The 22224-nt window shown below is 60.2% G+C and carries 18 protein-coding genes, 1 tRNA gene and 1 pseudogene; 13 read left to right on the plus strand and 7 right to left on the minus strand.

Features of this window, described 5'->3' with window-relative positions; translation table 11 throughout:
• The first annotated feature begins 102 nt into the window (after positions 1 to 102).
• Together FJW10_RS06300 and FJW10_RS06305 are read left to right on the plus strand one after the other, a co-directional pair.
• Positions 103 to 1080 carry a LysR family transcriptional regulator gene (locus tag FJW10_RS06300; protein ID WP_181177429.1) on the plus strand — a complete coding sequence of 326 codons (978 nt, stop codon included), beginning with the start codon at positions 103 to 105 and terminating at the stop codon, positions 1078 to 1080.
• Between the two features lie 137 nt (positions 1081 to 1217).
• Positions 1218 to 2546: an aspartate aminotransferase family protein gene (locus tag FJW10_RS06305; RefSeq protein ID WP_140899194.1), complete on the plus strand. Its 1329-nt coding sequence runs from the start codon at positions 1218 to 1220 to the stop codon at positions 2544 to 2546.
• Between the two features lie 60 nt (positions 2547 to 2606).
• Here the strand turns inward: FJW10_RS06305 and FJW10_RS30720 are convergent.
• A pseudogene (locus FJW10_RS30720) lies at positions 2607 to 2868 on the minus strand (ATP-binding protein); the annotation flags it as partial.
• Between the two features lie 564 nt (positions 2869 to 3432).
• Between FJW10_RS30720 and FJW10_RS06320 the strand changes: the two are divergent.
• The 3 genes from FJW10_RS06320 to FJW10_RS06330 all read left to right on the plus strand — a co-directional run bounded on the left by FJW10_RS06320 (position 3433) and on the right by FJW10_RS06330 (position 5923).
• Positions 3433 to 3657: a hypothetical protein gene (locus tag FJW10_RS06320; protein WP_140834968.1), complete on the plus strand. Its 225-nt coding sequence runs from the start codon at positions 3433 to 3435 to the stop codon at positions 3655 to 3657.
• Between the two features lie 489 nt (positions 3658 to 4146).
• Complete coding sequence (locus tag FJW10_RS06325; protein WP_140899198.1) at positions 4147 to 4851, plus strand: Crp/Fnr family transcriptional regulator; 705 nt, start codon at positions 4147 to 4149, stop codon at positions 4849 to 4851.
• Between the two features lie 331 nt (positions 4852 to 5182).
• On the plus strand, positions 5183 to 5923 hold the full coding sequence (locus FJW10_RS06330; RefSeq protein WP_246674129.1) for a response regulator transcription factor: 741 nt from the start codon (positions 5183 to 5185) through the stop codon (positions 5921 to 5923).
• A 348-nt stretch (positions 5924 to 6271) separates the two neighbouring features.
• Here the strand turns inward: FJW10_RS06330 and FJW10_RS06335 are convergent, their stop codons facing one another.
• Positions 6272 to 6541 (minus strand): hypothetical protein, encoded by a 270-nt coding sequence (locus FJW10_RS06335; protein ID WP_181177430.1) that lies wholly within the window; start codon positions 6539 to 6541, stop codon positions 6272 to 6274.
• Between the two features lie 354 nt (positions 6542 to 6895).
• Positions 6896 to 7723, minus strand: coding sequence for a response regulator transcription factor (locus tag FJW10_RS06340; protein ID WP_140899200.1), 828 nt, complete (start codon positions 7721 to 7723; stop codon positions 6896 to 6898).
• A 653-nt stretch (positions 7724 to 8376) separates the two neighbouring features.
• Here FJW10_RS06340 and FJW10_RS06345 point away from each other — a divergent pair.
• From FJW10_RS06345 to FJW10_RS06355, 3 genes are all read left to right on the plus strand, one after another.
• Complete coding sequence (locus FJW10_RS06345) at positions 8377 to 10332, plus strand: polysaccharide biosynthesis/export family protein (RefSeq protein ID WP_181177431.1); 1956 nt, start codon at positions 8377 to 8379, stop codon at positions 10330 to 10332.
• A gap of 243 nt (positions 10333 to 10575) precedes the next feature.
• Positions 10576 to 11787: a GNAT family N-acetyltransferase gene (locus tag FJW10_RS06350; RefSeq protein WP_140899204.1), complete on the plus strand. Its 1212-nt coding sequence runs from the start codon at positions 10576 to 10578 to the stop codon at positions 11785 to 11787.
• A gap of 114 nt (positions 11788 to 11901) precedes the next feature.
• Positions 11902 to 11987: transfer RNA gene (locus tag FJW10_RS06355), tRNA-Asn, on the plus strand.
• A gap of 160 nt (positions 11988 to 12147) precedes the next feature.
• On the opposite strand, the gene FJW10_RS30350 is transcribed toward FJW10_RS06355, so the two are convergent.
• Positions 12148 to 12369: a hypothetical protein gene (locus tag FJW10_RS30350; RefSeq protein ID WP_181177442.1), complete on the minus strand. Its 222-nt coding sequence runs from the start codon at positions 12367 to 12369 to the stop codon at positions 12148 to 12150.
• A 145-nt stretch (positions 12370 to 12514) separates the two neighbouring features.
• Here FJW10_RS30350 and FJW10_RS06360 point away from each other — a divergent pair, with 145 nt between their 5' ends.
• The 4 genes from FJW10_RS06360 to FJW10_RS06375 all read left to right on the plus strand — a co-directional run bounded on the left by FJW10_RS06360 (position 12515) and on the right by FJW10_RS06375 (position 17549).
• Entirely contained in the window at positions 12515 to 13126 is a 612-nt protein-coding gene (locus FJW10_RS06360; protein ID WP_246674130.1) for a 4'-phosphopantetheinyl transferase superfamily protein, read from the plus strand.
• Between the two features lie 107 nt (positions 13127 to 13233).
• Complete coding sequence (locus tag FJW10_RS06365; protein ID WP_246674131.1) at positions 13234 to 14241, plus strand: thioesterase domain-containing protein; 1008 nt, start codon at positions 13234 to 13236, stop codon at positions 14239 to 14241.
• A 40-nt stretch (positions 14242 to 14281) separates the two neighbouring features.
• On the plus strand, positions 14282 to 16300 hold the full coding sequence (locus tag FJW10_RS06370) for a non-ribosomal peptide synthetase (protein WP_140899209.1): 2019 nt from the start codon (positions 14282 to 14284) through the stop codon (positions 16298 to 16300).
• 70 nt (positions 16301 to 16370) lie between these two features.
• Positions 16371 to 17549: an acyl-CoA dehydrogenase family protein gene (locus FJW10_RS06375; RefSeq protein WP_140899210.1), complete on the plus strand. Its 1179-nt coding sequence runs from the start codon at positions 16371 to 16373 to the stop codon at positions 17547 to 17549.
• A gap of 414 nt (positions 17550 to 17963) precedes the next feature.
• Here the strand turns inward: FJW10_RS06375 and FJW10_RS06380 are convergent, their stop codons facing one another.
• Together FJW10_RS06380 and FJW10_RS31030 are read right to left on the minus strand one after the other, a co-directional pair.
• On the minus strand, positions 17964 to 18809 hold the full coding sequence (locus FJW10_RS06380; protein ID WP_140899212.1) for a glycoside hydrolase family 16 protein: 846 nt from the start codon (positions 18807 to 18809) through the stop codon (positions 17964 to 17966).
• A 491-nt stretch (positions 18810 to 19300) separates the two neighbouring features.
• Entirely contained in the window at positions 19301 to 19624 is a 324-nt protein-coding gene (locus FJW10_RS31030) for a hypothetical protein (RefSeq protein WP_140899214.1), read from the minus strand.
• Between the two features lie 14 nt (positions 19625 to 19638).
• Between FJW10_RS31030 and FJW10_RS06390 the strand changes: the two genes are divergently transcribed.
• The gene (locus FJW10_RS06390) at positions 19639 to 20463 is read left to right on the plus strand and encodes an FkbM family methyltransferase (protein WP_140899216.1); all 825 of its coding nucleotides are present in this window, start codon (positions 19639 to 19641) and stop codon (positions 20461 to 20463) included.
• A 422-nt stretch (positions 20464 to 20885) separates the two neighbouring features.
• Here FJW10_RS06390 and FJW10_RS06395 read toward each other — a convergent pair whose 3' ends face one another.
• Positions 20886 to 22223 carry an oligosaccharide flippase family protein gene (locus FJW10_RS06395; protein WP_140899218.1) on the minus strand — a complete coding sequence of 446 codons (1338 nt, stop codon included), beginning with the start codon at positions 22221 to 22223 and terminating at the stop codon, positions 20886 to 20888.
• Position 22224 lies beyond the last annotated feature (1 nt).

Below are 22224 nucleotides of genomic sequence, written 5' to 3' on the forward strand. Positions count from 1 at the left end.
TGCCGTCGAAACGGGGCGATCTTTCCCGCCAAGCAGGCTTGCGCTCAATGGGATTTCTGCAACATTAGCAAAACTTATGTACGGTCCCGCGAAGGAGCCCTGGTGAAGAGCGGCAGTTTCGACTTCAACCTTTTTCGATCGATCGAGGTCTTCGCGGCCGTCGTCGAAACGCGGCATGTGACGCAGGCCGCGCAGATGCTCGGCATGACGCAGTCCGCCGCCTCGCAGCATCTGAAGAACCTGGAAACCGCCCTCGGCGTCAGCCTGATCGACCGCAATCTGAGGCCCATCGAGCTGACCAAGGCCGGGATCGCGCTGCATCGCCGGGCCACCGCGATACTGGCGGAAGTCGAGGGGCTGCGCACCGACGCCCGCCGCATCAACGCTGCGCCGCTGCCGCTGCTGAGGGTGGCGCTGCTGGCGTCGATCGCCACCACGCTGGCGCCGGCGCTTTCCGTGCTGGCGCGCAAGAATTTCGGCATTCCCGAACTCAGCCTCTTTGCCGGGCTTGCCACCGACCACGTCGCATTGCTTCGGGCACGCCGCGCCGATCTTGCGGTAACCTCGGGCGAGCTGTTCGAGATCGAGGGGCTGACGCGCTACCCGGTCATGACGGAAAAATTCCTGCTGGTGACGCCGAAAGGTTTTGCCGGCGATGTCGGCGACATCGCCAAGCTCGCCAGAAAACTCGCATTCGTGCGCTTCTCCAGGGAGACGCCGGTCGGATTGCGGGTCGACCAGCATCTCAGCCGCCTGCGCATAGAATTGCCGCGGGCAATGGAGGGCGACCGCTCCAGCGTCGTGATGGCGCCGGTTGCGGCAGGCATGGGTTTCGCCATCCTGACGCCGACCCTGCTCATCGACGGCCTTGCCGAGGGCATGGAAATCGACATCCATCCGCTGCCGTTCACCAGCCTGTCCCGCAACATCCTTCTGGTTGCGCGAGAACGCGAGCTTGGGGATCTGCCAGAGGCCTTTGCCGCACGTACCGCCGAAGTGCTGAAGCAGACGATAAACGAGCGCCTGCCCGATTTGCCTCCCGACCACTACGCTCTGGACTCAACCGTCGCTTCAACATGAGGCGGACCGCATTGCCCTCGTCAGATCCGCCAGCTGCTAATCGGCTGCATCAGTTATCCTGATGGATGATTTTGCCGGATGCCTTCGGCGCGCGTCCATGTTCTATCCTGCTCCCGTCCAATCCGGGAGGCCAAGATATGAACGCTCCTCATACCCATTCACCGCTCGCGGTCGATTGGTCGACGCAAGGTATCGTCGACCGCAGGAACCGCTTCTACTCCGCCTCCCAGCGCAAATTCGTTCCTTACAAGGATCCGCTGATCATCAAGCGTGGCCGCGGGCAATATGTGTGGGATGAGCAGGACAGGAAATACATCGACCTGCTTGGAATGAACCTTTGCATCTCGGTCGGCCATGCCCATCCACAGGTCGTCAAGGCGGCGAGCGAACAGGTCGCCGAGCTGACCCACTGCACCACCATGTTCTACCATCCGGTGCCGGCCCAATATGCCGAGGAACTGGCAGGCACGATGCCGGCTGGTCATGAGTGGGTCGTCCATTTCACCAATTCCGGCGCCGAAGCGATCGACCTCGCGCTTCTGATGGCGCGTTCGCACACCGGCAACATCGACATGCTGGCGCTCGCCTCCAGCTATCACGGCGCCACCTTCGGCGCGCAGTCGGTAACGGGGATAGCCGGCTTCCGTCACTCCGTTCCACAGCTTGGCGGCGTGACGTTCGTGCCCGAGCCGAACCAGTATCGCGGCATTCACGGCGAAGGCGTGGAGCCTTATCTGAAGGAGATCGACCGGGCGATCGCGACGTCGACGAGCGGCAGGCTGGCGGGCATGATCATCGAACCCGTGCAAGGCTATGGCGGCATCGTCCCCATCCCCGAAGGCTACATCGCCGGAGCGTTCGAGCGCGTGCGCGCCGCAGGCGGCCTTTGCATCGTCGACGAGGTGCAGGGCGGCGTCGGGCGCACGGGCGACGCCTTCTGGTCCTTTGAATCGCATGGCGTGGTGCCCGACATCGTGGTGGTGGCGAAGGGCGTGGGCAACGGCATCCCGCTCGGCGCGGTCATCGCCAAGCGCGACGTTGCCGAAACGATGGCCGACAAGTTCCTGTTCCACACCTACGGAGCGAATCCTGTCGCCTGCGCGGCCGGCAGGGCCGTGCTCAAAGTGATGCGGGAGGAGCGGCTGCAGGAAAACGCGCGGGCCGTCGGTGGTGCGCTCAAGGGGCGGCTCGAGGACCTGAAGGAGCGCTATCCGATCATCGGCGACGTCAGAGGCCGCGGCCTGATGCTTGCGATCGAGCTCGTCAAGAACCGCACGACGAAAGAGCCGGCGCCGGAGGAAACGCTCGCTGTCTTCGAGGAAACGCGCCGCAACGGGCTCGTCGCCAGCCGATCCGGACCCTACCGGAACGTCATCCGGATGTGCCCGCCGCTTTGCCTGGCGATGGCGGATGTCGATGATGTCGTGGATCGGTTCGAAAGAAGCTTCGCTGCAATAGCACGATGACGGACTGTGCAACGCGCGGCACCGGCAGTGATCCTGTCTGGTCGTGTTTCACGCCGACGGTACGTCCCGGACCAGCACCTCGTTGACCGGCGTGCCGTCGAAGTCGAACTCATCGATGTCCTTGGCGATCGGCAACTTGGCGACGGTGAGTATTTGATGGAGCGGGCCTGCTTCTCGGCGATCTCGGCCGACAGCAGATCGCCGACGATCCTCGGCGGCTCCTGCTGGCGCTTGATGCCTGTCGCCATGACCTCGTCATAGGCGCCCCGCATCCCGTAGAGCTTCAGCGTCCCCATTGGCTCCGAACCTGCGTGCGTTCCATCAGCTTGCCCTCCCCGGGCTGTCGTAGCGGGCGCAGTCGGCCTGCGGCTCGTGTTGCAGGCGAGGAGCGTCCGGGATCAGGATGGTGACGGCCGGCGTCGGATCGCGCCGCCGCGTCTGCCGAAGATCAGTTGCGCGCCGCGCAGCTTGTCGACCGCCAGCGTGGCCAGAGCCTCGCCCTCGACATCGGATCAGGGAGCCAAAGGGCGTAGCCGACATCCCGCAGCAGAAGGATGGCAGCGGATACTCCTTCAGAAGGAACCTGTGTACGTCAGGCCCGGCGGTAAGCATTAAAGCTTAGCCAAGGCGGATGCCCGGAGCCTTCGCAACCATGTAAACTCTATTCTCGCTCGGATCGGCCGTCTGGGCGCTGGGCGCGAAAAGATGCTCGCCAAGAGTCGCTAGGGACTGGCTGCCGAGACCGGGCGCGTTGGTTTTGCCGGTGATCTCAGTCCGTTAGCAAGGTTGGCCCGTCTTTTCGCGTTTTCGCGCGCGGCGCGAAGGGCAGCGCTGACAGGCAACGACGTCGATATGCTTGGCGTTCCAATACAGGAGGAGAAACGGTATGGCCAAGCAGATTATGCGTGGGACATTGGGAGCTAAGGAGGTCCGGCAACTCAAAGAAGTTTACGACCGCGCCCGGGCTGTCCAAGCCAGGTACGCAGAATCCCACCTTGCAGGCAGGGCGGCAAAAACCCTGATCGATGCCTTCGAAGCCCCTATCCATCCCGGCGATACGGCTCTCGATCCTCAATGGCTGAGCAAGGCCGCTCCCATGGGAAACGCCTGAAGACCGAAACGTCATATGCATTCGTCGACAACGGCTGCGATAGCCAAAGCGAGCCGCTGAAGAGGACTCAGGGGAACGCGCTTAGGCCTTTGTTTTGATGCATGTCTCCCAGAATCGCTGCACATTTCTGGGAGCACATATATTAGTAGCCGCCCTGCCCGGCCATTCTTGATGCCAGGCGTGCAAATTTCCAACTGGCGACTTTCCGAAACCGGCCAAATCGCGTTTTGGACGCGAATGCGCAAGCCAGGCGGTTGTAAATCACGCCTCGCCTGAGGCCGCACTATCCCCGCCGAAGACATCGGCTCTCGATTTCTCCACCTTAGGAGACTGATACGGAACTTCGAAGTCGTTGGGGCGTTACAGCCGTCGGAGAAGTGTCCATCGGGCGTTGCAACCATAGCCGGTTCATTGTGAAGCCGCTCACATCTGGCGCTCACGAATTAGCTATTGTAGGTTGTGGTAGAGTTGGGGAAACTGCTGGTCTCAATGCAGACATTGACGCAATTCATAGGCCCACGTCCGGTTGGGGGGACGCGGTCGAAGACTGAGTGGGTCAACGACCATGTTCTCGCTGTTACCGCAAGGGCCTACAAACCCGATTCCATCATATGTCGCCAGGATGACGACAACGATACGATATTCATCGTAAAGTCAGGCTGGACCCTGCTCTATCGCGAGCTGCCGGATGGAGAACGGCAGATCGTTGACACTCCCCTTTGGGGAGACATTGTCGGCTTCCGCTCCGTAGACGGACCACGGTTCGCTTCGCTAGCATCCATAACCGACGCGACTGTTTACCCGATACCAAGGAAGGCCTTGGTCGAGGGAATCTTGTCCGAAGCTACTTTCGGCAGCAAGATTGCCCACTCCTTGGCACGGATGAATGCCATTCTAGCCGAGCACCTGGTGAATGTCGGGCGGCGCAACGCAATGAGCCGGACCGCCCATTTCCTGCTCGAATTGGAGGAAAGGCTCTCCAACGTTGGCCTGTCCGCTCGCGGGAAGTATGACTGCCCTCTCACTCAGAATGAACTGGCGGACACCCTCGGAATGACCCCCGTTCACGTGAACCGGACTTTGAGGGAACTCCGCAGTGCCGCTCTTGTCTCGTTCAAGGCCGGTCATGTCGAGATTCTCAACCGCAAGAATCTCGTGAAATTGGCCGGGTTTGAGAAAGAGTACCTCAGCTAGATTTCTCCCGGCGCATCCAGCATGCCTCCGCGATCAGTTTTCAAGCAGCAGGCATAGCGGTGTGGCCGGGAACGTGCGGCGCGGCGTCTTCAAGGCCTGGTCGGCTCCGCTTATTCCCAAATTTACTAAAAATTAATCTAGGTTAGCGACCGCTAATAACACCACCCTAGAGTGACGTTGGCCATTCTTCGCTGGGGTAGGCGGGAACGGCTGTGTGGTCAGGGTGAAGCGATCCAGCCTTAAAACTGGACGGGCAGGATCATTTTTCCAAATTCTAGAACAAGGGATGGTCGGCCGCTGGAGGCGGCTCGTGGGCAATAGGGTGGATAATATGAGTTCCTCAGCCGGACTGGTTACCTCTTTGAATCAGCCTAGGGTTTCGAGTAACGGAACCGAAAGTGCTCATCATGATCAATGCCTGCTCATACTGGATGGAAGGGCGTTGGACCGAGAATGTCTCGCATCGGCCCTCGTAGACCACGAACTCGGCATGGCGGTCGCAGCCATGGGTTCGATCGAAGAATGGCGCATGAAGAAGGGCTCAGCCCCCCCGCTGGTCGCCATACTCTTCAACCTTGGCGGTCGGAAGGTCACCGATCATGTCACGGCAGACGAGATCAGGCGCATATCGTCTGAGTTCAAATCGATCCCTGTAGTTATCCTGGCGGACAACGAGGACCTTGCACAGATATTGGCAGCACTCGAATGTGGCGCACGAGGCTACATTCCGACCTCGGTCGGTATCGATGTGTGTGTCGAAGCAATCAACCTTGCTGCAGCCGGAGGTATCTTTGTTCCGGCAAGCAGCGTTCTCTCCATGCGGCATCTGATCGAGTCAGAAAGCCGCGACGTGCAGCCTTTGTCGAGAATATTCACTCTAAGGCAAGCCGAGGTCGCCCAAGCGCTCCGCCGCGGGAAAGCCAACAAGGTCATCGCCTATGAGCTGAATCTGCGTGAAAGCACCGTGAAGGTGCATATCCGAAACATCATGAAGAAACTGAAGGCGACCAATCGCACGGAAGTCGCCTACAAGGTTAACGCTCTCTTCGCGGAAGGAGCTCTGCGAAAGTGACGATCCCAGGTCGAAGAGCCGCTGGGCTGGCGCAGCGCCGCCCCGGTCTCGTCCATCCGCTTCAACCGCTCAGTCGCTGCACGGTGGCTTGGCGCCAATCGGGCCTCAGCGAAAGCCCCTCAACCTTGACCGTGATTTGAGGTCCATCACCCGACAAAATCCCAACGCGCTCTGGCGTACCAGGGCCGACCGCGCCTTTCGGTGTTGTCCGTTGCTCCGAGCCTCGGGGCACAATCTCGCGCGTGCCGTCCAGCCCATGAGGTCGATATTACGTCGAAAACCGCGCAAGAAGGGAAACGCCGACTTCCGCCCTGCCGGCAGCCCCGCCTGATTGCCGAAATCCGCTTATCAGTCAAGGGAACTAGAGAAGGTATGTCTACCCACCCAGCTCAGGGCTTCCTCGACCGTATCGAAATTCTTATGCTGCCCGCTTAGCAACCCGAAGCCTGTCTCAAGGAACCATTTGCCTTTTGTGGAGTAGGCTTCCTCGTCGATGCGAGTAAGGACTGCAACCAGTTGATCGAACTTCCAGACCAGAAGCCCCGACTCTCCGCCCGCGACCGTTCCAATGCGGGCTTCGTTGAGCGAAAATCCAGGAGCAATTTGTGCGTTGCTCACCTTGATGCATCCTCTCAACTTCAAAAAAGGATGTTGAAAATTTGTTGGCTTTGAATGGGCTGCTGCTGTTCCTCGCCAGACGGTACAGACAAATTTTTGTTAGCACACCGTCGGGCGAGTTCAAGCCTTTTCACTGATGATCCACCGCTAGTTTTTCGCGAAATGTAAACTGCCAAAGAATTTGGCCTGCCTGATCTGAAAGCCGTGGCGAAATAGTCGACTCCGCGCAACCCGTCGAGCCCAGCGAATGTCTCGCGGTCGACCCTGTCCTACGAGCGTGGGGTTGGCTGCAGGCACATTGTGATTTCGCACGAAGCTCGGCCTGCTCCACGACCACCCCGGCGGGACTTCATCTCAAGAAGAGGCGGCGGTCACATCGGATGAGCGCTTGAGAAAGCGGTATCCCTTTTGTGCTCCAATCAGCTCTTGCTGATCGTGGGAGGGCTGAATGGCGATCTTTTCGTTCCCTGACAGGCCATTGCCGGACGAGGGAGTGAGCACGCCGTGATTCATCGCCCAAACTGCAGCCTGAGTACGGTTGCGGACCCGAATTTTTCGAAGGATTGCCTTGACGTGTACTTTCACCGTAGCTTCGGCGATGTCAATTTTGCGCGCGATGGTTTTGTTAGACTCTCCTTCAATCAAGCAACTAAGAATACATTTTTCTCTATTCGACAAAGCTGACAGCTCTCTCTCCTCATTCTCGATTTCAACAGCCGCGCTTGTCAAATCACGCACCGAATCATACTTCGTGGGCCAAATGTCTTGAATAAAAGCCGACGTTTCTGCAGGCAAAACGGTCTGGCCGAGCATAACCAATTCGATTGTCTTGATTAATGTTTCTCGAGCGGCAGTCTTGGTCAAATACGCGTCAGCCCCCGCGCGAAAGGCTGAAACTATATCGTTCGATCGGCACTGATCGGCCAGCGCCACGACATGGCTGGTCGGATACATTGCTTTAAAGTCTGCAATTTGTCCAAATCCGGCATCCTCCCCTGTGCCGTCGACATCCACGATGAGCAAGACGGGCCGGTGCTGAGGTAGCGATTTTTGCAGAAGATCGTGAACACAAGCCGCAGAGGAGAGAATACGAAATTTTTCCGCATCCAGGATACGAATGAGACCCTCTCGAAGTAATTCGTTCGCCCCGACAAGCACTGTTACAAACGATTGCCTTGTCATCACAACTTCCTCTAACCTGTGGCGCTCGACATCCCTAAGACCCGGCGTACGTGCCCGGCACGCAACGCGCCAACCGCCCTAATTTCCTTAGCTTAAATTACCTTACGCCACGAAATCCCATGCCAAGATACCCTCTTTAGGCGCCCAAATACCCTCTTTAGGCGTAGGGCAGCATCGTCGAGGACGATCCGGATTCTCAAACCTCGATCGGGTTTGCGGCCAGGAGGCGTAGATGGGTGATCTCCTCGTTCTCCAAATTTTAGACGATGAAATCGGGAGATGCCCAGCCGGCCTGCGGATGCATGTTGGGCCGCAGGCGGTTCGAGACGCTTCGTCGGCTGACCAATCCCGGCCGTTCGCCATCGCCTTGTTTCGTTTGCCGTCAAAGAGGTTCTTCTGCGGCGCAGTAATCTGCTCATTGAACGAGTCCGCGCAGGCGGTGTTTATCCGGAAGGAGTGCCCACAAAGGATAGTTGTGCCGTTGGGGGTGAAGGGTCACGATAGGGCGGAGCCTTGCTCGGCTCGACCAGTTCGAGACGGGATGGTCACCACTGAAAAAGTGAAGGTCACGCGCCATGGCAATAGAGACAAAATACAATTCGGAACCCGTCTCCGAACCCGTCGCTTCCTCGTCCCATTTGGCCCGGAGCGGCATGAAGGGCGTCCTGCTTGTCATGGGGCTCTCCAGCGTCGCCGTCCTGGGAGCGGGCGCGATCAGAAACTGGGAGGCCATCGAGAATGCCTCCGGACCCGCAATGCAGAAGGTCGAGGACGTCTCCGGAGCCTTGGCACGGAGGGTCGAGGAGGTTTCCGGAACCCTGGCGCAGAGGACCGAGGAGGTCTCCGGAGCCCTGGCGCAGAGGGTCCAGGACGTCTCCGGAACCCTGGCGCAGAGGACCGAAGAGGTCTCCGGAGCCCTGGCGCAGAGGGTCCAGGAGGTTTCCGGAGCCCTGACGCAGAGGACCGAAGAGGTCTCCGGAGCCCTGGCGCAGAGGGTCCAGGAGGTCTCCGGAACCCTGGCGCAGAAGGTCTCTGCTGCCATCGACAACTGGCAAGATCAACCGGCTCAAACCATGGCCGAACCGTCCCGCGCGATCGTGCCTGGAACGGAGGCGTTGGCCGCCGCTTTCACCGAACCGAGTGCCATGCCTACCATCTCTCGTGCTGAGGGCTCCAAAATTCTCAACATGGGACCGGCTTCGCCTCCCGCGGCGTCGATCGAAAGGAGCGCCGCCCCTGCTGTCGCCACCAATTCCGAGCGCTCCAGAACGCTCGGCATTGCGCCAGGCGTGCCAACCGGTAGCCAGTTCGGCGTCGGCGACCGCCTCAAGCTCGCGTTCTACGAGCGAGTCGACGTCGAGGAGGACAAGTGGGGGGCCGCGTCCTCGGCCTCGGCCCTGAGCGGCATCGTGCAGCGTCCGGAACTGAGCGGCGAATATACTGTCCAGGAGGACGGCACGATTTCCGTGCCCTTGCTTGGCGCCATTCCGGTCGCCGACCGGTCGGCGCAGCAAGTACAGGACAACCTGGTGGAAACCTTCAAACTACTGCTGGGCCGCAAGGGGCTGGTCAACATCCTGTCGCTGGAGCGCTCGCCTATTTACGTGCTGGGGCCGGTCAAGAATCCAGGCTCGTTCAAGTACGCGCCCGGCATGACGATCCTACACGCCATCGCGCTGGCCGGCGGACTGAACCAGGGCCAGAGCGAGCCGTGGCAGAAGATCGAAGCCGTGCGTGAAACCCAGAAGCGGAGCGGGGCGATCGATGCCATGGTGAAACTGCTCGCGCGCGGGGCGGTCCTGGAGGCCGAGCGTGACGGTACGGCGCCCAAGATCCCGTCCCAGTTGCTGGAATTGGCCGGCGCGGCCGAAGCCGCCAACCTCGTCAATGAGCAGAGCGACCGTCGTAGTGCCCTCGCCATGGCCCGCAAGTATCGCGAACGCGCGACCCTGAACGCGCTGGAGGCGGCCAAGCAGGATGTCGTCGCGTATGGACACATGGAATCGCTCGACGAACTCGTCAAGCTGCGCCAGGAGCGCGTCAACAGTATGCGCACGCTCGTGGACCGCAAAGTTCTCAACGTGACGATGATGGACCAGGCCCAGAGCGAGTTGTCCGACGCGGAACAGCGTCGGCGGGACGCCCGCAACCAGTACGCGAGCGCCAAGCAGCGCGTCGCTTCGCTGGAGGCTGAGGTGTTGCAAACCCGTGCCGACCTCAGGAACGATCTGGAAGTCGAGCTTGAGGCGACGGAGAGCCAGATCGCGGCCAATGTACGCGATTTGAACGCCAGCGAAGGCATCCTGTACACGTTGCCGGTGACCCGCGCCCAGTTTGCGGCCCAGTTCGCGACGAACGCGAACAGGGTGACCTATCAAATCGTGCGGCAATCGACAGCCGGGCCGGTCAGCATCGAGTCCGCCGGGATGACCCTGTTGCGGCCAGGTGACCTCGTCAACATCATCGTGGGCGAAAGCCAGCCAGGAGAGCCAGCCGGTTCGCCGGTCCCAACCTCGTCGCCGACCGGCGACAGCTTGCCGGCCGCGAGCACTCTCAATGACGTAGGGCCTGGCCGCGTGCTGGCGGATCAGGTGATTAGTCCGAATTGATGCCTGGCAAAGGACTTTGCCCTGGACATGGCAATTCGCCTTCGGCGGCCGGAACGCTAGTAATCCAGGGCGTGTCCCGCTGGAACCATAACGTGGCGTTGGCGAAGTATTTAGCCAATATGGCACGGCGTCGAAGACCGAAGCTGCCTCTCTAGCGACGGCCTTAGTCGTTTGTTTTTTGGCCTTACTTCAATATTTCAGCCTGAAACTATCCTATTGGCAAAGTATTTGAAAGATGGGGGCATGTCAGGATCTGGCGACATCTCGGTTATCGAAGCGAAGCGCTATCGTGTTGCTTCAGACGAACCTGCCATGCCTCAGGATACGGTCATCGACGTTAGCGTGGAGATCTTGCAGAACATCGCGAAACTTGAGACCGATTGGAAGGAGCTCGAAGCGCGAGCAACTCACTCATTCTATCTGTCCTGGCTTTGGATCGGAACTTGGCTGCGGCATCTCCCGGCGGGGGCGCAACCCCACGTTTTAGTCGCTCGGACGTCAAACAAGATCGTTGGCCTAGCGATTATTTGCCGGCGGAGGGCGTGGAGTTTCGGGCCGCATGCGCGAGCGCGTTGGCTGCTCAATGAAACCGGAGACGTTCATTTCGATCGATTGTTCATCGAGTACAACAATATTCTTGCGGATCGATCCTTGGCCGATGCCACCAGGGTGGCATGCCTCGAGGCCTTGGCACATCACTTGCGCTACTCTGACCAGCTGGTGCTCTCCGGAATTGATCCGGACCTCGACTTGGCCGCTTGTCGCACCGCGGATCGGGCTGGGTTCCTTACCGAGGTCAAAGCGGAAGATACGGCACGGTGGATTGATTTCGCCAAAGTCCGGCAGAAAGACGGAAATTACCGCGCCACACTGGGCCGCAATACTCGCCAAGCGGTAAGCCGTGCCATGCGGTTATATGCGGAACGCGGCCCCATTGAGTTCCGGACGCTGGAAGCGACATCGGAGGCGCTCGCCGCGTTTGATTTGCTCGCCGAGCTTCATCAGGCGCGGTGGAGACATAAGGGATCCTTTGCCAATCCGAGCTTCCGCCGGTTTCACGAGGACCTCATTGCGCGCGGAGTTCCCGCGGGGACCGTCCGCATCTCACGGACGCTGGCTGGGGACCAGACAATTGGTGTCTTGTACAATTTCGTGCATGACGGCCGTGTTCTCAACTATCAAAGCGGCTTTCTGTTTGAGCGCGACGGCCGGCTCAAACCCGGGCTTGTCAGCCATGTGCTGGCTATTGAGGACAGCTTCGGACGCGGGGAGCGCGGCTACGATTTTCTGGCAGGCGCCGCCGGGCACAAGTCACACCTGGCCAATGCCGAGCATCCTTTGACGTGGATCGCAATAGGCAGAGACAGTCCAGAGCGCCGCATCGAGGCAAAGCTGCGCGGTGCCAAGCGGGTGCTAGGGACCATTGCCACTCACATGAGACAGGCCGCGGCTTGAAGTATCGAGGCAAAATAGGAGCTGCCACTCTGTATCAAGTTTTTGAGGCAGGCTCTTGGACCAGCAGGTTCGGCAGGCGAGACAAAGGAGGGGTTGGATTTGTCTAATCTATGTTTCAGCGTGGCGGAATTGGGTAGACGCACCGCACTGTTGATGCGACGCCGAAAGGCTTGTAGGTTCGACTCCTACCGCTGGAGCCATAGATTCCAAGTCGCAACGTAGCCACCATAGCCGATCGATAAGTCAGAAGAGGTAATCCGAATTGGATCTTAACTGACGGTGGCATCGCAAGCGAAGCGCGGAGACTGCTTTGATCCGGCGCAATTCCGCATCCAAGTAATTTGGCCAACAGCCTACTCGTCAGAACAGGAGGAGATCAGGGGGCGCGAGTTCATTGCCAAGATTGGTGTCAAGATAAAATTGGCCGTTTTGCCTCCGGCAACCCCTCGCAGCGGCAGCATTTCCAGGGGCTTTATAGCCCCATCCATACATCAAAATATCCACCTGCCGCTCCTTGCTTTCGCCCTTACGTGATTGTTTCATTGGAATGCGCATGAACGGCGCTGCCGTTCTTATGCGCATGAGCTTTCCCAGCGACCGGGACGCACGTATGGCTTCTGACTGCTGCCCTGTGCTTGAGTTCATCCAATTTTCTGGCGCTCCTGTGGAACCGGAACCGCCCCCCTCAAACCCTTTGGATAAAGTCGGGCTGAGACCCGGGATCATAATGCCGGTTCTCGACAAAGATGGTTTGGAGGTCCTGGCATTCATGCTCGATGCTGAGCAGAACGTCATCCGCGAGATAGGCGTTTGCCTCAACAAAGAGGAACGTCGGCGCGCCGAGGGGTTCAGACTGGAGCGGGACCGCCGCCGCTTTGAAGCTACCCGTGGGCTGCTGCGCCGGCTCCTCGCCTCCAAACTGGGAATCTCGCCGTCCGACATCGAACTGGAATATGGACGCTTGGGCAAACCCCACCTCTCGCCCCGCATGCCTGCCCGCGATTTGCGCTTCAGCGTCTCACGATCCGGAGATGTCGCGGTCGTCGCCCTCTCGACCAGGGAGGAGGTCGGGGTGGACATCGAGGCAGTTCTCCCAGTGCCCGAAGCGGACAAGATCGCAGCGCTCTGCTTTTCCGCCTCCGAATACGGGGCCTACACCGCCCTTGCTCCGCAAGACCGGCTGGAAGGCTTCCTCCGGCGCTGGACCCGGCTGGAGGCTATCTCCAAGGCCTTGGGATGCGGTTTAGGACAGCCCCTTTCTTGGGAGGAAAGGGATTGGGCTGTCCATAGGTTCGTACCGAAACCCGGGTACATCGGGACCGTGGCAGTCCGGAATTGAGTGGTAGTCCGGAATTGAAATGTCGGCGATGCCATCATTCACTTACGATGCACTGCGGATAAGCGAGGAGGTCAACCAACTCGAGAGGCCCTATGTCGGCGGACTTAATGCAGATCCCGGAGCTTCTCGCAGACCTCGCGGTCAAGGACATCAAGGTCTGGGCAGAGGGCGACCGGCTGCGCTGCAACGCCCCAGTTGGCGCACTGACTGCCGAGTCTTCCGACCAGTTGCGTAACCGGAAGGGCGAAATCATCGCGTTTCTGAACATGGCCACGGCTGCAGCCCGGCAACAGCCAGCAATCATTCCCCTGCAGTCTCGCGGAACACGCACGCCCATTTATGCCGTGCCCGGGCATATCGGGGCGCCCTTCTCATTCTCGGACCTATCGAAGCACCTGGGTGGCGATCAGCCGTTCTACGCACTCCAACCGTCTGGCTTCGATGGGCAGAGCGAACCGATGGAACGCGTCGAAGATATCGCGGAGTATTTCGCCCGCCAGATCGTCGCATATCAGCCCACCGGTCCGTACATCATCGCCGGTTACTGCTCCGGCGCTGCAACCGCTCTCGAGCTGGCGAAAATCCTGCGTCAACGCGGAGCGGAGGTCCCGTGCATGGCGCTCTTTGGCCCCCTACACCCCATCATCTTTAAGGAATTGCCGCGTCAGCTATATTTCTTTGCCAGTCGCACCGCCGATTCATTTCTGCGAGAGATAGCAAAGCTGCCGACATTCGGCGCTCGTCTCCGGTATTTCGGCAGGCGTCTCGGGAACCTTGGCGGGCGCGTCGGCGCCCTCGTGACCCCCGTTCGCAAAAGCAAAGAGCCTGTCACGGCAGATCCGGTGCTGGCGAGCAGAGCCCGACTCAAATCCACGGCGATCACGGCTTTGCGGCGGTACATCCCCACCCCGTATTCGGGTCGAGTATGCATATTCCTTCCGAACAAGGCTTGGATGCGATCGGGTGCGGCGCCGCGCCAATGGCTTCGAGTGATGCCCCAAGCCGAGTTTTATTACGGGCCCGAGGACTGCAACGATAGCCGTATGCTGGAGGAGCCGGACGCACCTGCCATCGCAGAGCTCTATCGCCAGGCAACTCGAAGGCTGAGCGATTGACGTGATTGATTTTTGATTTCTGCAATGGAGAGCGTATCTCATGAATGAAGTCCTACCTATCGCGGCGCAGGGCGTTGCGCGCCCCCTGCTGAGAGATGCCGATCATCGGTTGCTGGTTGTCGAGTACAACGCCACGGCAGCGCCCTACCCGTCGGACAGGACGATTATCGATCTCTTCCGCGATCAGGCGAGGCGTAGTCCCAACGCCGAAGCGATCCGTTTCGGTGACGCAATGCTGACGTACCGGCAGCTCGACGAACGCTCCAACCAGATGGCCACGCATCTGAGCTCGACCGGCGCTGGGCCGGGCCGGATTGTCGTTGTGTTCATGGAGCATTCCATTGAGGTCGTCGTCGCGATCCTGGGGGTCCTGAAGTCCGGCGCGGCCTATGTGCCGTTGGATGCGGCAACGCCCAAGGGGCGTCTCGCAACGATCCTGAAGGACATTGCCAACGGGACGGACGGGCGGGCGCCGGTGGCGATCACACAGGCGCGCCTTCAATCCGTCATTTCCCCGAGCCTTGCAGACATTTTCGTGCTCAACGCCGATTTCGGGCCGATTTTGAATCAGCCGGACTCGGCCCGATCCGCTGCCACTCCGGACAGCGCCGCCTATATCATCTTCACCTCCGGCTCGACCGGCACGCCCAAGGGCGTCGTGATCGAGCACCGGAGCCTGGTGAACTACATCTGGTGGGCCGCTCGGGTGTACGGTTCCAGCGAAGGTGACGCATGGCCCCTTTTCTCATCCCTCGCCTTCGACCTGACCGTTACCACGCTCTTTACGCCACTCGTCACCGGCGGCCGCATCGTGGTCTATCTCGGTGATCCCGGAGTCCAGAGCATGGTCGTGCTCAAGGTCATCGACGACAATGCCGTCGATATCATGAAGCTGACGCCGGCGCATCTCGCGATGATCCGCGACCGCAATCTCGAGACCACAAGGCTGCGCAAGTTCATCGTGGGCGGCGAGGACTTCAAAACTGAATTGGCTCGCGATATCACGAACGCCATCCCCCACCCCATCGAAATCTACAACGAGTACGGACCAACCGAAGCCACGGTTGGCTGCATGATTCACCGTTTCGACATCGACAGGGATCAATCCGCATCGGTGCCGATCGGCGTTCCGGCCGCCAATGCGGGGATCTACGTCCTCGACAAGGCACATCAGCCCACCGCCTCGGGCACCATCGGTGAGATGTTCATTGCCGGCGACGGTCTCGCGAGAGGCTATTTCAATCGCCTTGACCTGACAGACGAGCGTTTCCTTACGGTCTCCGATCCTCGAGATGGGTTTTCGAAGCTGCGGCTGTACAAGACGGGGGATCTCGCCCGCTGGAACTCGGAAGGGCGCCTGGACTTTCTCGGCCGCGCCGATCATCAGGTGAAGATCGGTGGCGCACGTGTCGAGCTGGGCGAGATCGAAGCGCGGCTTCTCAAGCATCCACACGTTCAGGAATGCGCTGTCATCGCCATCGCCAACTCGACGACGACACCAGCGACATCAACGGTGGTCCAAATGGGCGATGTCGAACCTCCAGCGGCCGAAGACGGCATCGCGCGACTTGTGGCTTACTATGTCTCGTCGAAACCCCTGACCGTCGCGGACCTGCGCGCGCACCTCGCCGAAGAACTCTTAGGATCCATGATTCCGACGCACTATGTCTGCCTCGAACGGATGCCGCTCACGTCCAACGGCAAGATCGACCGCTCGTTGCTTCCCGAGCCAATGGCGGAAAACTTCCAGCCTGCGCAAGAATTCGCCGCCCCGTTGACGGAGACCGAGAAGACGCTGGCCGCGCTGTGGTGCGATCTCCTTAAGGTCGAGGCAATTGGCCGTCGCGACAACTTCTTCGACCTGGGCGGGGAGTCGCTCCTGGTGATGCGGGCGGTGTCGCGCATGCGGAAGATCTTCGGCGTCGACGTGCAGCTTCGCAACCTCTTTGAACGCCCGACGCTCGCTGAACTGGCGGAAGTGATCGACGGAATGCGTTGGATGGCAAATTCCAAAGGCTCCCCACTCTCGGAGGGACCGAGAGAGGAGGTCGAACTCTAGCTTGCCGGAATGCCTCCGACCTTGGGCACCAATCCAGGCGGTGCCTTTGCATTGGACGCATGCAGAGCGGATGAAGATGATGGACAAAGCTTGGGTATCGGTACGAGAACCCGGACTGCCTTGGGTGGCGGCGGAATATGAGCTCTTGCGCGACCAAGTGCGCCGGTTCGTGGATGAGGAAATCAAGCCGTGTGCGGATCTCTGGGAAGAGAACGGATTCATTCCTCGTCCGATCCTGCGCCGCATGGGCGAGCTCGGCTTCTTCGGCATCCGCTACCCTGCCGAGTACGGTGGTGCCGAGATGGACGCGGTCGCATCAACGGTCTTCGCCGAGGAGCTCGGGCGCTCGACCTATGGCGGCGTCGCCGATGCAATGCTGGTCCATGCCGACATGGCTTCCTTGTATGTCTTTCACGACGGCACCAAAGCCCAGCGGGCGCGCTGGATGCCGGGCATTATCAGCGGCGAGGTGATCACCGCGGTCGCCATAACGGAGCCGGATGCGGGCTCGGACGTGAAGGCCATCCGCACGCGTGCGCTGCGAGATGGCGACTCCTATGTGCTCGACGGTACGAAGCTCTACATCACGAATGGCGTCCACGCGGATCTCTACTGCGTCGCAGCCAAGACTGATCCCTCGGCAGGAAGCCACGGGATCACGATGTTCCTCGTCGAAAAGGGGACGCCAGGCTTCAGTGTCGCCCGCGAACTGGACAAGCTCGGCTGGCGCTCCTCCGATACGGCGGAGCTCGTCTTCGACGGTTGCCGCATCCCCGCCGAGAACGTACTCGGCGCGGAGGGACAGGGCTTCTACTCCATAATGCGCAACTTCCAGAATGAGCGCCTTGTTCTCGCAGGCATGGCGATAGGGATGGCCGAAGCCGCGATCGATATGACCCTCTCCTGGGTAAAAACTCGCCGCGCATTCGGGGGCGTCCTGTGGGACATGCAGGCGATCCGACAACGTCTTGCGATGCTCTCCGCGAAAGTGGAGGCAAGCCGTGAGTTTCTCTATGCCACCGCTTGGCGCATGTCGGCGGACGACGACTGCCTGCGCGAAATCTCGATGTTGAAGGCCATCTGCGGCGAACTTGTCAACGAGGTGTTGTATGCATGCGTACAGTTCCACGGCGCTATGGGCGTTATGCGAGAGAGTCCGATCGAGCGCATAGCGCGGGATGCACGTGTCCTATCCATCGCCGGCGGCGCGACGGAGGTGATGCTGGAGGTGGTCGCGTCGTTGTCGTGAGCCCAATGGGGACATTGCTCCCTGGCGTTGATTGTAGGAGGGCTGCGTTAAGGGCTCTTCGGACGGCGGGTAGGTTGGCTGATGGGGTCTTTCGGCTGTTTTTCCCCACCCGCTCTCAGGCGCCGCTGAGCGGTCATGGTCATGAGCGACTGTCGATGCAGGCCCCGCCAGGAGCGGACTACGTCACGTCTGGGGCGCCGATCCGGCGCCCACCGACGGCTTGCAGCCGCTGCGCCGGCCCGTCCCGCCGCTCAAAGCGTGTCGCGCTGAAGCGGAGTCAGGCGACACGCTTTAAGCCTTTGTTTTCATGCATGTCGTTATCGCAAAACCGCTGCACACTTTTGCGCGACATGCATTAGTTCCTGCTCCGGTCTGTCGAGCGGTGCGTAACGCTCACCTTCGTGTCGTCACGCCTCAATGCTGTCGGTCCATGCTCAGGTGGTAGACCTGAACGTCGGTCACCTCCAGTACGAGCGTTGCCGGGGTCGAACTGTCGTAGGCCGTGTGCCAGCCAGACGCGCTGCTGTTGGCGATACTCAGACTAATGAGCAGGGTCATGGCACCGGTCGGCACGTTCTTAGTGACGGTTCGCTTGAGCACACCATCGAAATAGAACTTGATTGACACGCCCGGAATGTACTCCATGCCCCAGACGTGATAGCCGGCCGACAGGTCCACACCAGCATCGAAGAACCGCTGCTCGTTGGTGGCAGCCAACAAAGCGTTTGCCAGCACTGCGTTGGCCGACACGGAGCTGCTGAGGAACCCGCCCTCCTGCGTGTCGATCTCGGCCCCGCCCTCGAGATGCCAGAAGCCTGGCCATCCGCCAGTGCTGACGTCCGGTTGCTTCATGCGTATCTGGGCGTAGCCACCGGCAAACGTGAACTTGCCGTGCGTGCAGATGGCGCCCGACTTCCACGTGTACCCCGCGAACCGGTTGCTTCTCGTCGCAACGATCTTCAAGCCTGATGGACCAGTGCTGATCTGAGCCGGGTCGAAGTACTCGGCGTCGAATCCGCCAGCGTTCATCGCGGAGTACGGCGACGGCACGCTCTGCCGCCAGATACCGTTCTGGTCCGCGATCGCAGGTATCCACTTCGTGGAATCGAGCGAGTGCCCGGTGAAGGTGTCCTCGAATATCAGCTGACTGACAGCGTACCCAGCTGGCGGTGGCAGCGACGACCCACCGCCTCCACCGCTCGTGTCGCACGAGACGATCATGAGCGTTATCAAAGAAATGTACTTCGAGATACTTTTCATATGCCCCCCTCGTAACGAGGGCTTGACCAGGATGCGGTTGCAATGGTCACCGCCGCTCACCAATCTTAAAGCGAAACGACGAGGGCCGGATAGTCGACCGTGACCAAGAGAGGATACCTCGACTATATTGCGGCGCGGCAGATGGGCCTCGATGCGACCATGGGGCACGAGGTCGTAGAAGTATTAGTCGGGTTAACACTGCTGCCCTACCCTCTTCGTCCTCGCCGCCGCGCATTATCCGACCACTGCAACGCCTCATCCCATGTCGCACGGCACATCCAAACGTCGCGCTCCTCATCCGGTGTGACCACGGCATGACCTTGGGATGAATCGGCTCGTTCGGCGCCGTCGTGAGGAAGCCGTAAACGTAGCTCGGTCCGGGCAAGGGCTTGACCTTCGTCCGTCGGTCGCCGTTGAATGTCGTCCACATGCCTCATTGAGGGCGAGCCAGACCACTTTTTTTGGTCACCGGGCTCAGCTCGGAAGCGTACTCAGCGAAGCTGTTCGCCGGGACCAAGCAATGGCTTTCCGAGCTGTGCCACGCCAGCCGGCGATGCGAGGAAGTGCTCCTGATGTTCGTAGTTGGGAAACCTCCGGCTTGTGGCGGTGGCGGCATTATCCAGCCAAGTGGTCTTGGGGCGGCGTGTCGATGCTGATCTTCGGGGTGATACCTCTTTAATTCCCGCGATCAGACCTTGGTCGAGTGATAAGGTCTGCAAACGAACGAAGATCGTTGTGATGCCGCCGTCCGAGCGGCGCCCCTCCGAGCGGGCCCCTCGACAAGCCACTGACAATAAATCCTGCATCGGTGTCATTGGATGGTTCCTCAATGCTCAAAGTTTTCCTAAGAGATTCGGCTATCAGGCTATACGTGCTGACTGCCAAGCTCGGCCTGCAGCGTCTTCCGCTTTTCCACCGCGCCTATCTTGCGTTTTATCCCCTCTACAAAAGGCATTTTGAAGCAGGCCCGATCGATCAGCTCAGGGAATTCGTGCCAGGCGGATCGCTGGTCATCGACGTCGGCGCCAATGTCGGCTTCTTCACGCTCCGCTTTGCTGAATGGGTCGGCGACAGCGGAAAGGTGATCGCCATCGAGCCGGAGGATCAGAATTACAGCGGCCTGATTTCCGCGCTCGAGCGCGCGGGTCTCCTTGGCCGCGTCGAGGCGCTGAGGGTGGTCGCCGCCGCCGAGCCCGGCACGGCCTTTCTCGAAATCAACCCACTTTACCCTTCCGACCACAAGCTTTCCCGGAACGGCACCGGCGTGCCGGTAACCGCCGTGACGCTCGATGGACTGATCGCGGACAAGGGACACCGGCGCCCGGGGCTCGTGAAAATCGATGTGCAGGGCGCTGAACTGCTGACGCTTCAGGGCATGATCGATATCCTGAGGTTCGCCCGGCCGGCCCTGTTCGTCGAACTTTCCGACCAGGGATTGAACAAGTTCGGGGCGTCGGTTTTGGTAGTCCTGCGCCTCTTGTCGGATAACGGATACGAGGCATACTGGCTGACCCGGACCGGGCGCCGAAAGGCAAGCCAATCCGAGATTGAGGCCAGAACAACCGGCACCGAATCTGCCGATGTGCTGTTTCTTCCTGACAGGCCGGCGACCAGCGCTTCGCATAGCGCCTTTGACCTGAACGCCGTTCGTTAGCCTCTTTCGGAAAACCGGCTTCCCCGCTGCGAAGCTGCGTCGTACTTCTGAGCGACGGAGGAATCGTCCGAGAATTTCATCGCGACTTCCATGGCGGCCTTGGCGGCGCCTTGGTGAGGTAGCGCTGGATGTTGGTTTCCCGGTCGCGCTTGCTCGCTCACACTTGCTGGCTCAGGGATCCTTGCTGGCTCAGGGATCGCCTCGAATTGCGCCCTCTGCTGGTTATTCAGCGTGGCATAGAATCCTCAAGCGCGGCGCGCACCGATTTGACGCCATTCAGCATCACATCGAACCGCTTGCGCACCCCAGCCCTTCGCGCCGGCGACGTCATCACATCACTTCGGCAATTGAAGCTTCGACCGCGTCGCTCAGGCTTGCGCGTTCGAGCATCTCAAGCGGGTCCGCACAACGCGATCCGTCTTTCAAGTCTGGAGCGGCGACGGGGGCGATTCTTCGTGCACGAGGCCGGCGGCAGAATCAGATTTTATTGCGAAGGCCAAAGTCAAGGCCGCGCACACGCCCTCGATGCTGGTGGCGAGCGTCCAGCCCAGAACCAAGCCTTCAAGTCCACCGAGCCTCGCTCCAGCTATCACCAAGCCCAGCTCCAGCAATCCGCCAAGCGCGAACCAGGGAGATGCCTTGCGCATCCTGTCGCCCAACCGCGCCAGCGTACAGGCATGAAATTTAAGCGCTGTTCCCAGCAGGCTGAAGCCAAGGAAGCGCAGGCTCGAACCGGCGATTTCAGCATAGGCCGGATTGAAGACCGCGAGGATCCTCTGCGAATAGGTGAAGATGAAAACGGCGCAGACCAGCGAGAAAAGCAATGACGCCATAACCGATACAAGGATGTCGTGTCTGGATTGTTTCGGGCTCGCTCTCACCACGGGGAACAGGACTGTGGCCATGGCCGCGGGAATCAACGAGGCGATGGTGACCAGCATCCAGAGGGATACGAAAGCGGCATTGATGGCCGGAGACAGGAGAACGAGCACAACGTAGGGCATGATGATGCCGGGAGCCTGCAAGGCCACGTCGAGCACGTAGTGGTCGAAGACCTTGCCCCGCAGCGTACGGAGCAGTTGAAAATCGGGAGGCCCAACGAGGCGACGCGCACCGCCCCGGGTCAACAGGTCCACGCCGATGATGGACGCCAGAAGACCGGCCACCCAGCTCAGAAGAAGCGCGGTATGGGAGGTGTAGCCGCCAACCGCGGCGGTGGCGATCAGCATCAGCTTCAACGTGCAGAACAGCACTTGCCGGATCATCCTGCTGGTGGCGCGCAGGGTGCCCAGGAACGCCTGGTCGACCAAGATGGAGAAAACGGTCAGACCGCAGCCGAGGACGAACACAACACCCACGAACCAGCCGCCGATCAGCTCGGTAGAGCTGCTGAAATACGCATGCCCGAAGACGAACAACACGGCCAGCCCGACCCCCAGTGTCACCCCAACGCACGCTGCCGCGGCCACCAGGCCGCGTTCCTTGCCGGGATTCCGGACGATCTCGCCCACCAGCATGGTCCCGATTCCTGCCTCGCCGAGCGTGCCGATAAGCCCCATCACGGACAGGAGGGCAGATGTGTAGCCGATCACCTCCGGCGGGAACAGCCGCGCTGCAAGCCACCAATAGACAAACCCGAGACCGGCCGCTGCAACCGTTCCGGTTGCCATGGCGCCGGAATTCATCACGAACGCGGCGCTCTTTCGAAGCTCTCGGCGCACGCGAGCAATGGCCGTCCAGGAGTGGTCTATCGACGTCATT

The organism is Mesorhizobium sp. B4-1-1, assembly GCF_006439375.1.
GTDB lineage: Bacteria > Pseudomonadota > Alphaproteobacteria > Rhizobiales > Rhizobiaceae > Mesorhizobium.

Bases quoted from the DNA above. Each gene is read 5' to 3' on its own strand.
- FJW10_RS06305 (WP_140899194.1), top strand. From the start codon at position 1,218: ATGAACGCTCCTCATACCCATTCACCGCTCGCGGTCGATTGGTCGACG.
- FJW10_RS06320 (WP_140834968.1), top strand. From the start codon at position 3,433: ATGGCCAAGCAGATTATGCGTGGGACATTGGGAGCTAAGGAGGTCCGG.
- FJW10_RS06325 (WP_140899198.1), top strand. From the start codon at position 4,147: ATGCAGACATTGACGCAATTCATAGGCCCACGTCCGGTTGGGGGGACG.
- FJW10_RS06330 (WP_246674129.1), top strand. From the start codon at position 5,183: ATGAGTTCCTCAGCCGGACTGGTTACCTCTTTGAATCAGCCTAGGGTT.
- FJW10_RS06340 (WP_140899200.1), bottom strand. From the start codon at position 7,723: ATGACAAGGCAATCGTTTGTAACAGTGCTTGTCGGGGCGAACGAATTA.
- FJW10_RS06345 (WP_181177431.1), top strand. From the start codon at position 8,377: ATGAAGGGCGTCCTGCTTGTCATGGGGCTCTCCAGCGTCGCCGTCCTG.
- FJW10_RS06350 (WP_140899204.1), top strand. From the start codon at position 10,576: ATGTCAGGATCTGGCGACATCTCGGTTATCGAAGCGAAGCGCTATCGT.
- FJW10_RS30350 (WP_181177442.1), bottom strand. From the start codon at position 12,369: ATGCGCATAAGAACGGCAGCGCCGTTCATGCGCATTCCAATGAAACAA.
- FJW10_RS06360 (WP_246674130.1), top strand. From the start codon at position 12,515: ATGCCGGTTCTCGACAAAGATGGTTTGGAGGTCCTGGCATTCATGCTC.
- FJW10_RS06365 (WP_246674131.1), top strand. From the start codon at position 13,234: ATGCAGATCCCGGAGCTTCTCGCAGACCTCGCGGTCAAGGACATCAAG.
- FJW10_RS06370 (WP_140899209.1), top strand. From the start codon at position 14,282: ATGAATGAAGTCCTACCTATCGCGGCGCAGGGCGTTGCGCGCCCCCTG.
- FJW10_RS06375 (WP_140899210.1), top strand. From the start codon at position 16,371: ATGAAGATGATGGACAAAGCTTGGGTATCGGTACGAGAACCCGGACTG.
- FJW10_RS06380 (WP_140899212.1), bottom strand. From the start codon at position 18,809: ATGAAAAGTATCTCGAAGTACATTTCTTTGATAACGCTCATGATCGTC.
- FJW10_RS31030 (WP_140899214.1), bottom strand. From the start codon at position 19,624: ATGACACCGATGCAGGATTTATTGTCAGTGGCTTGTCGAGGGGCCCGC.
- FJW10_RS06390 (WP_140899216.1), top strand. From the start codon at position 19,639: ATGCTCAAAGTTTTCCTAAGAGATTCGGCTATCAGGCTATACGTGCTG.
- FJW10_RS06395 (WP_140899218.1), bottom strand. From the start codon at position 22,223: ATGACGTCGATAGACCACTCCTGGACGGCCATTGCTCGCGTGCGCCGA.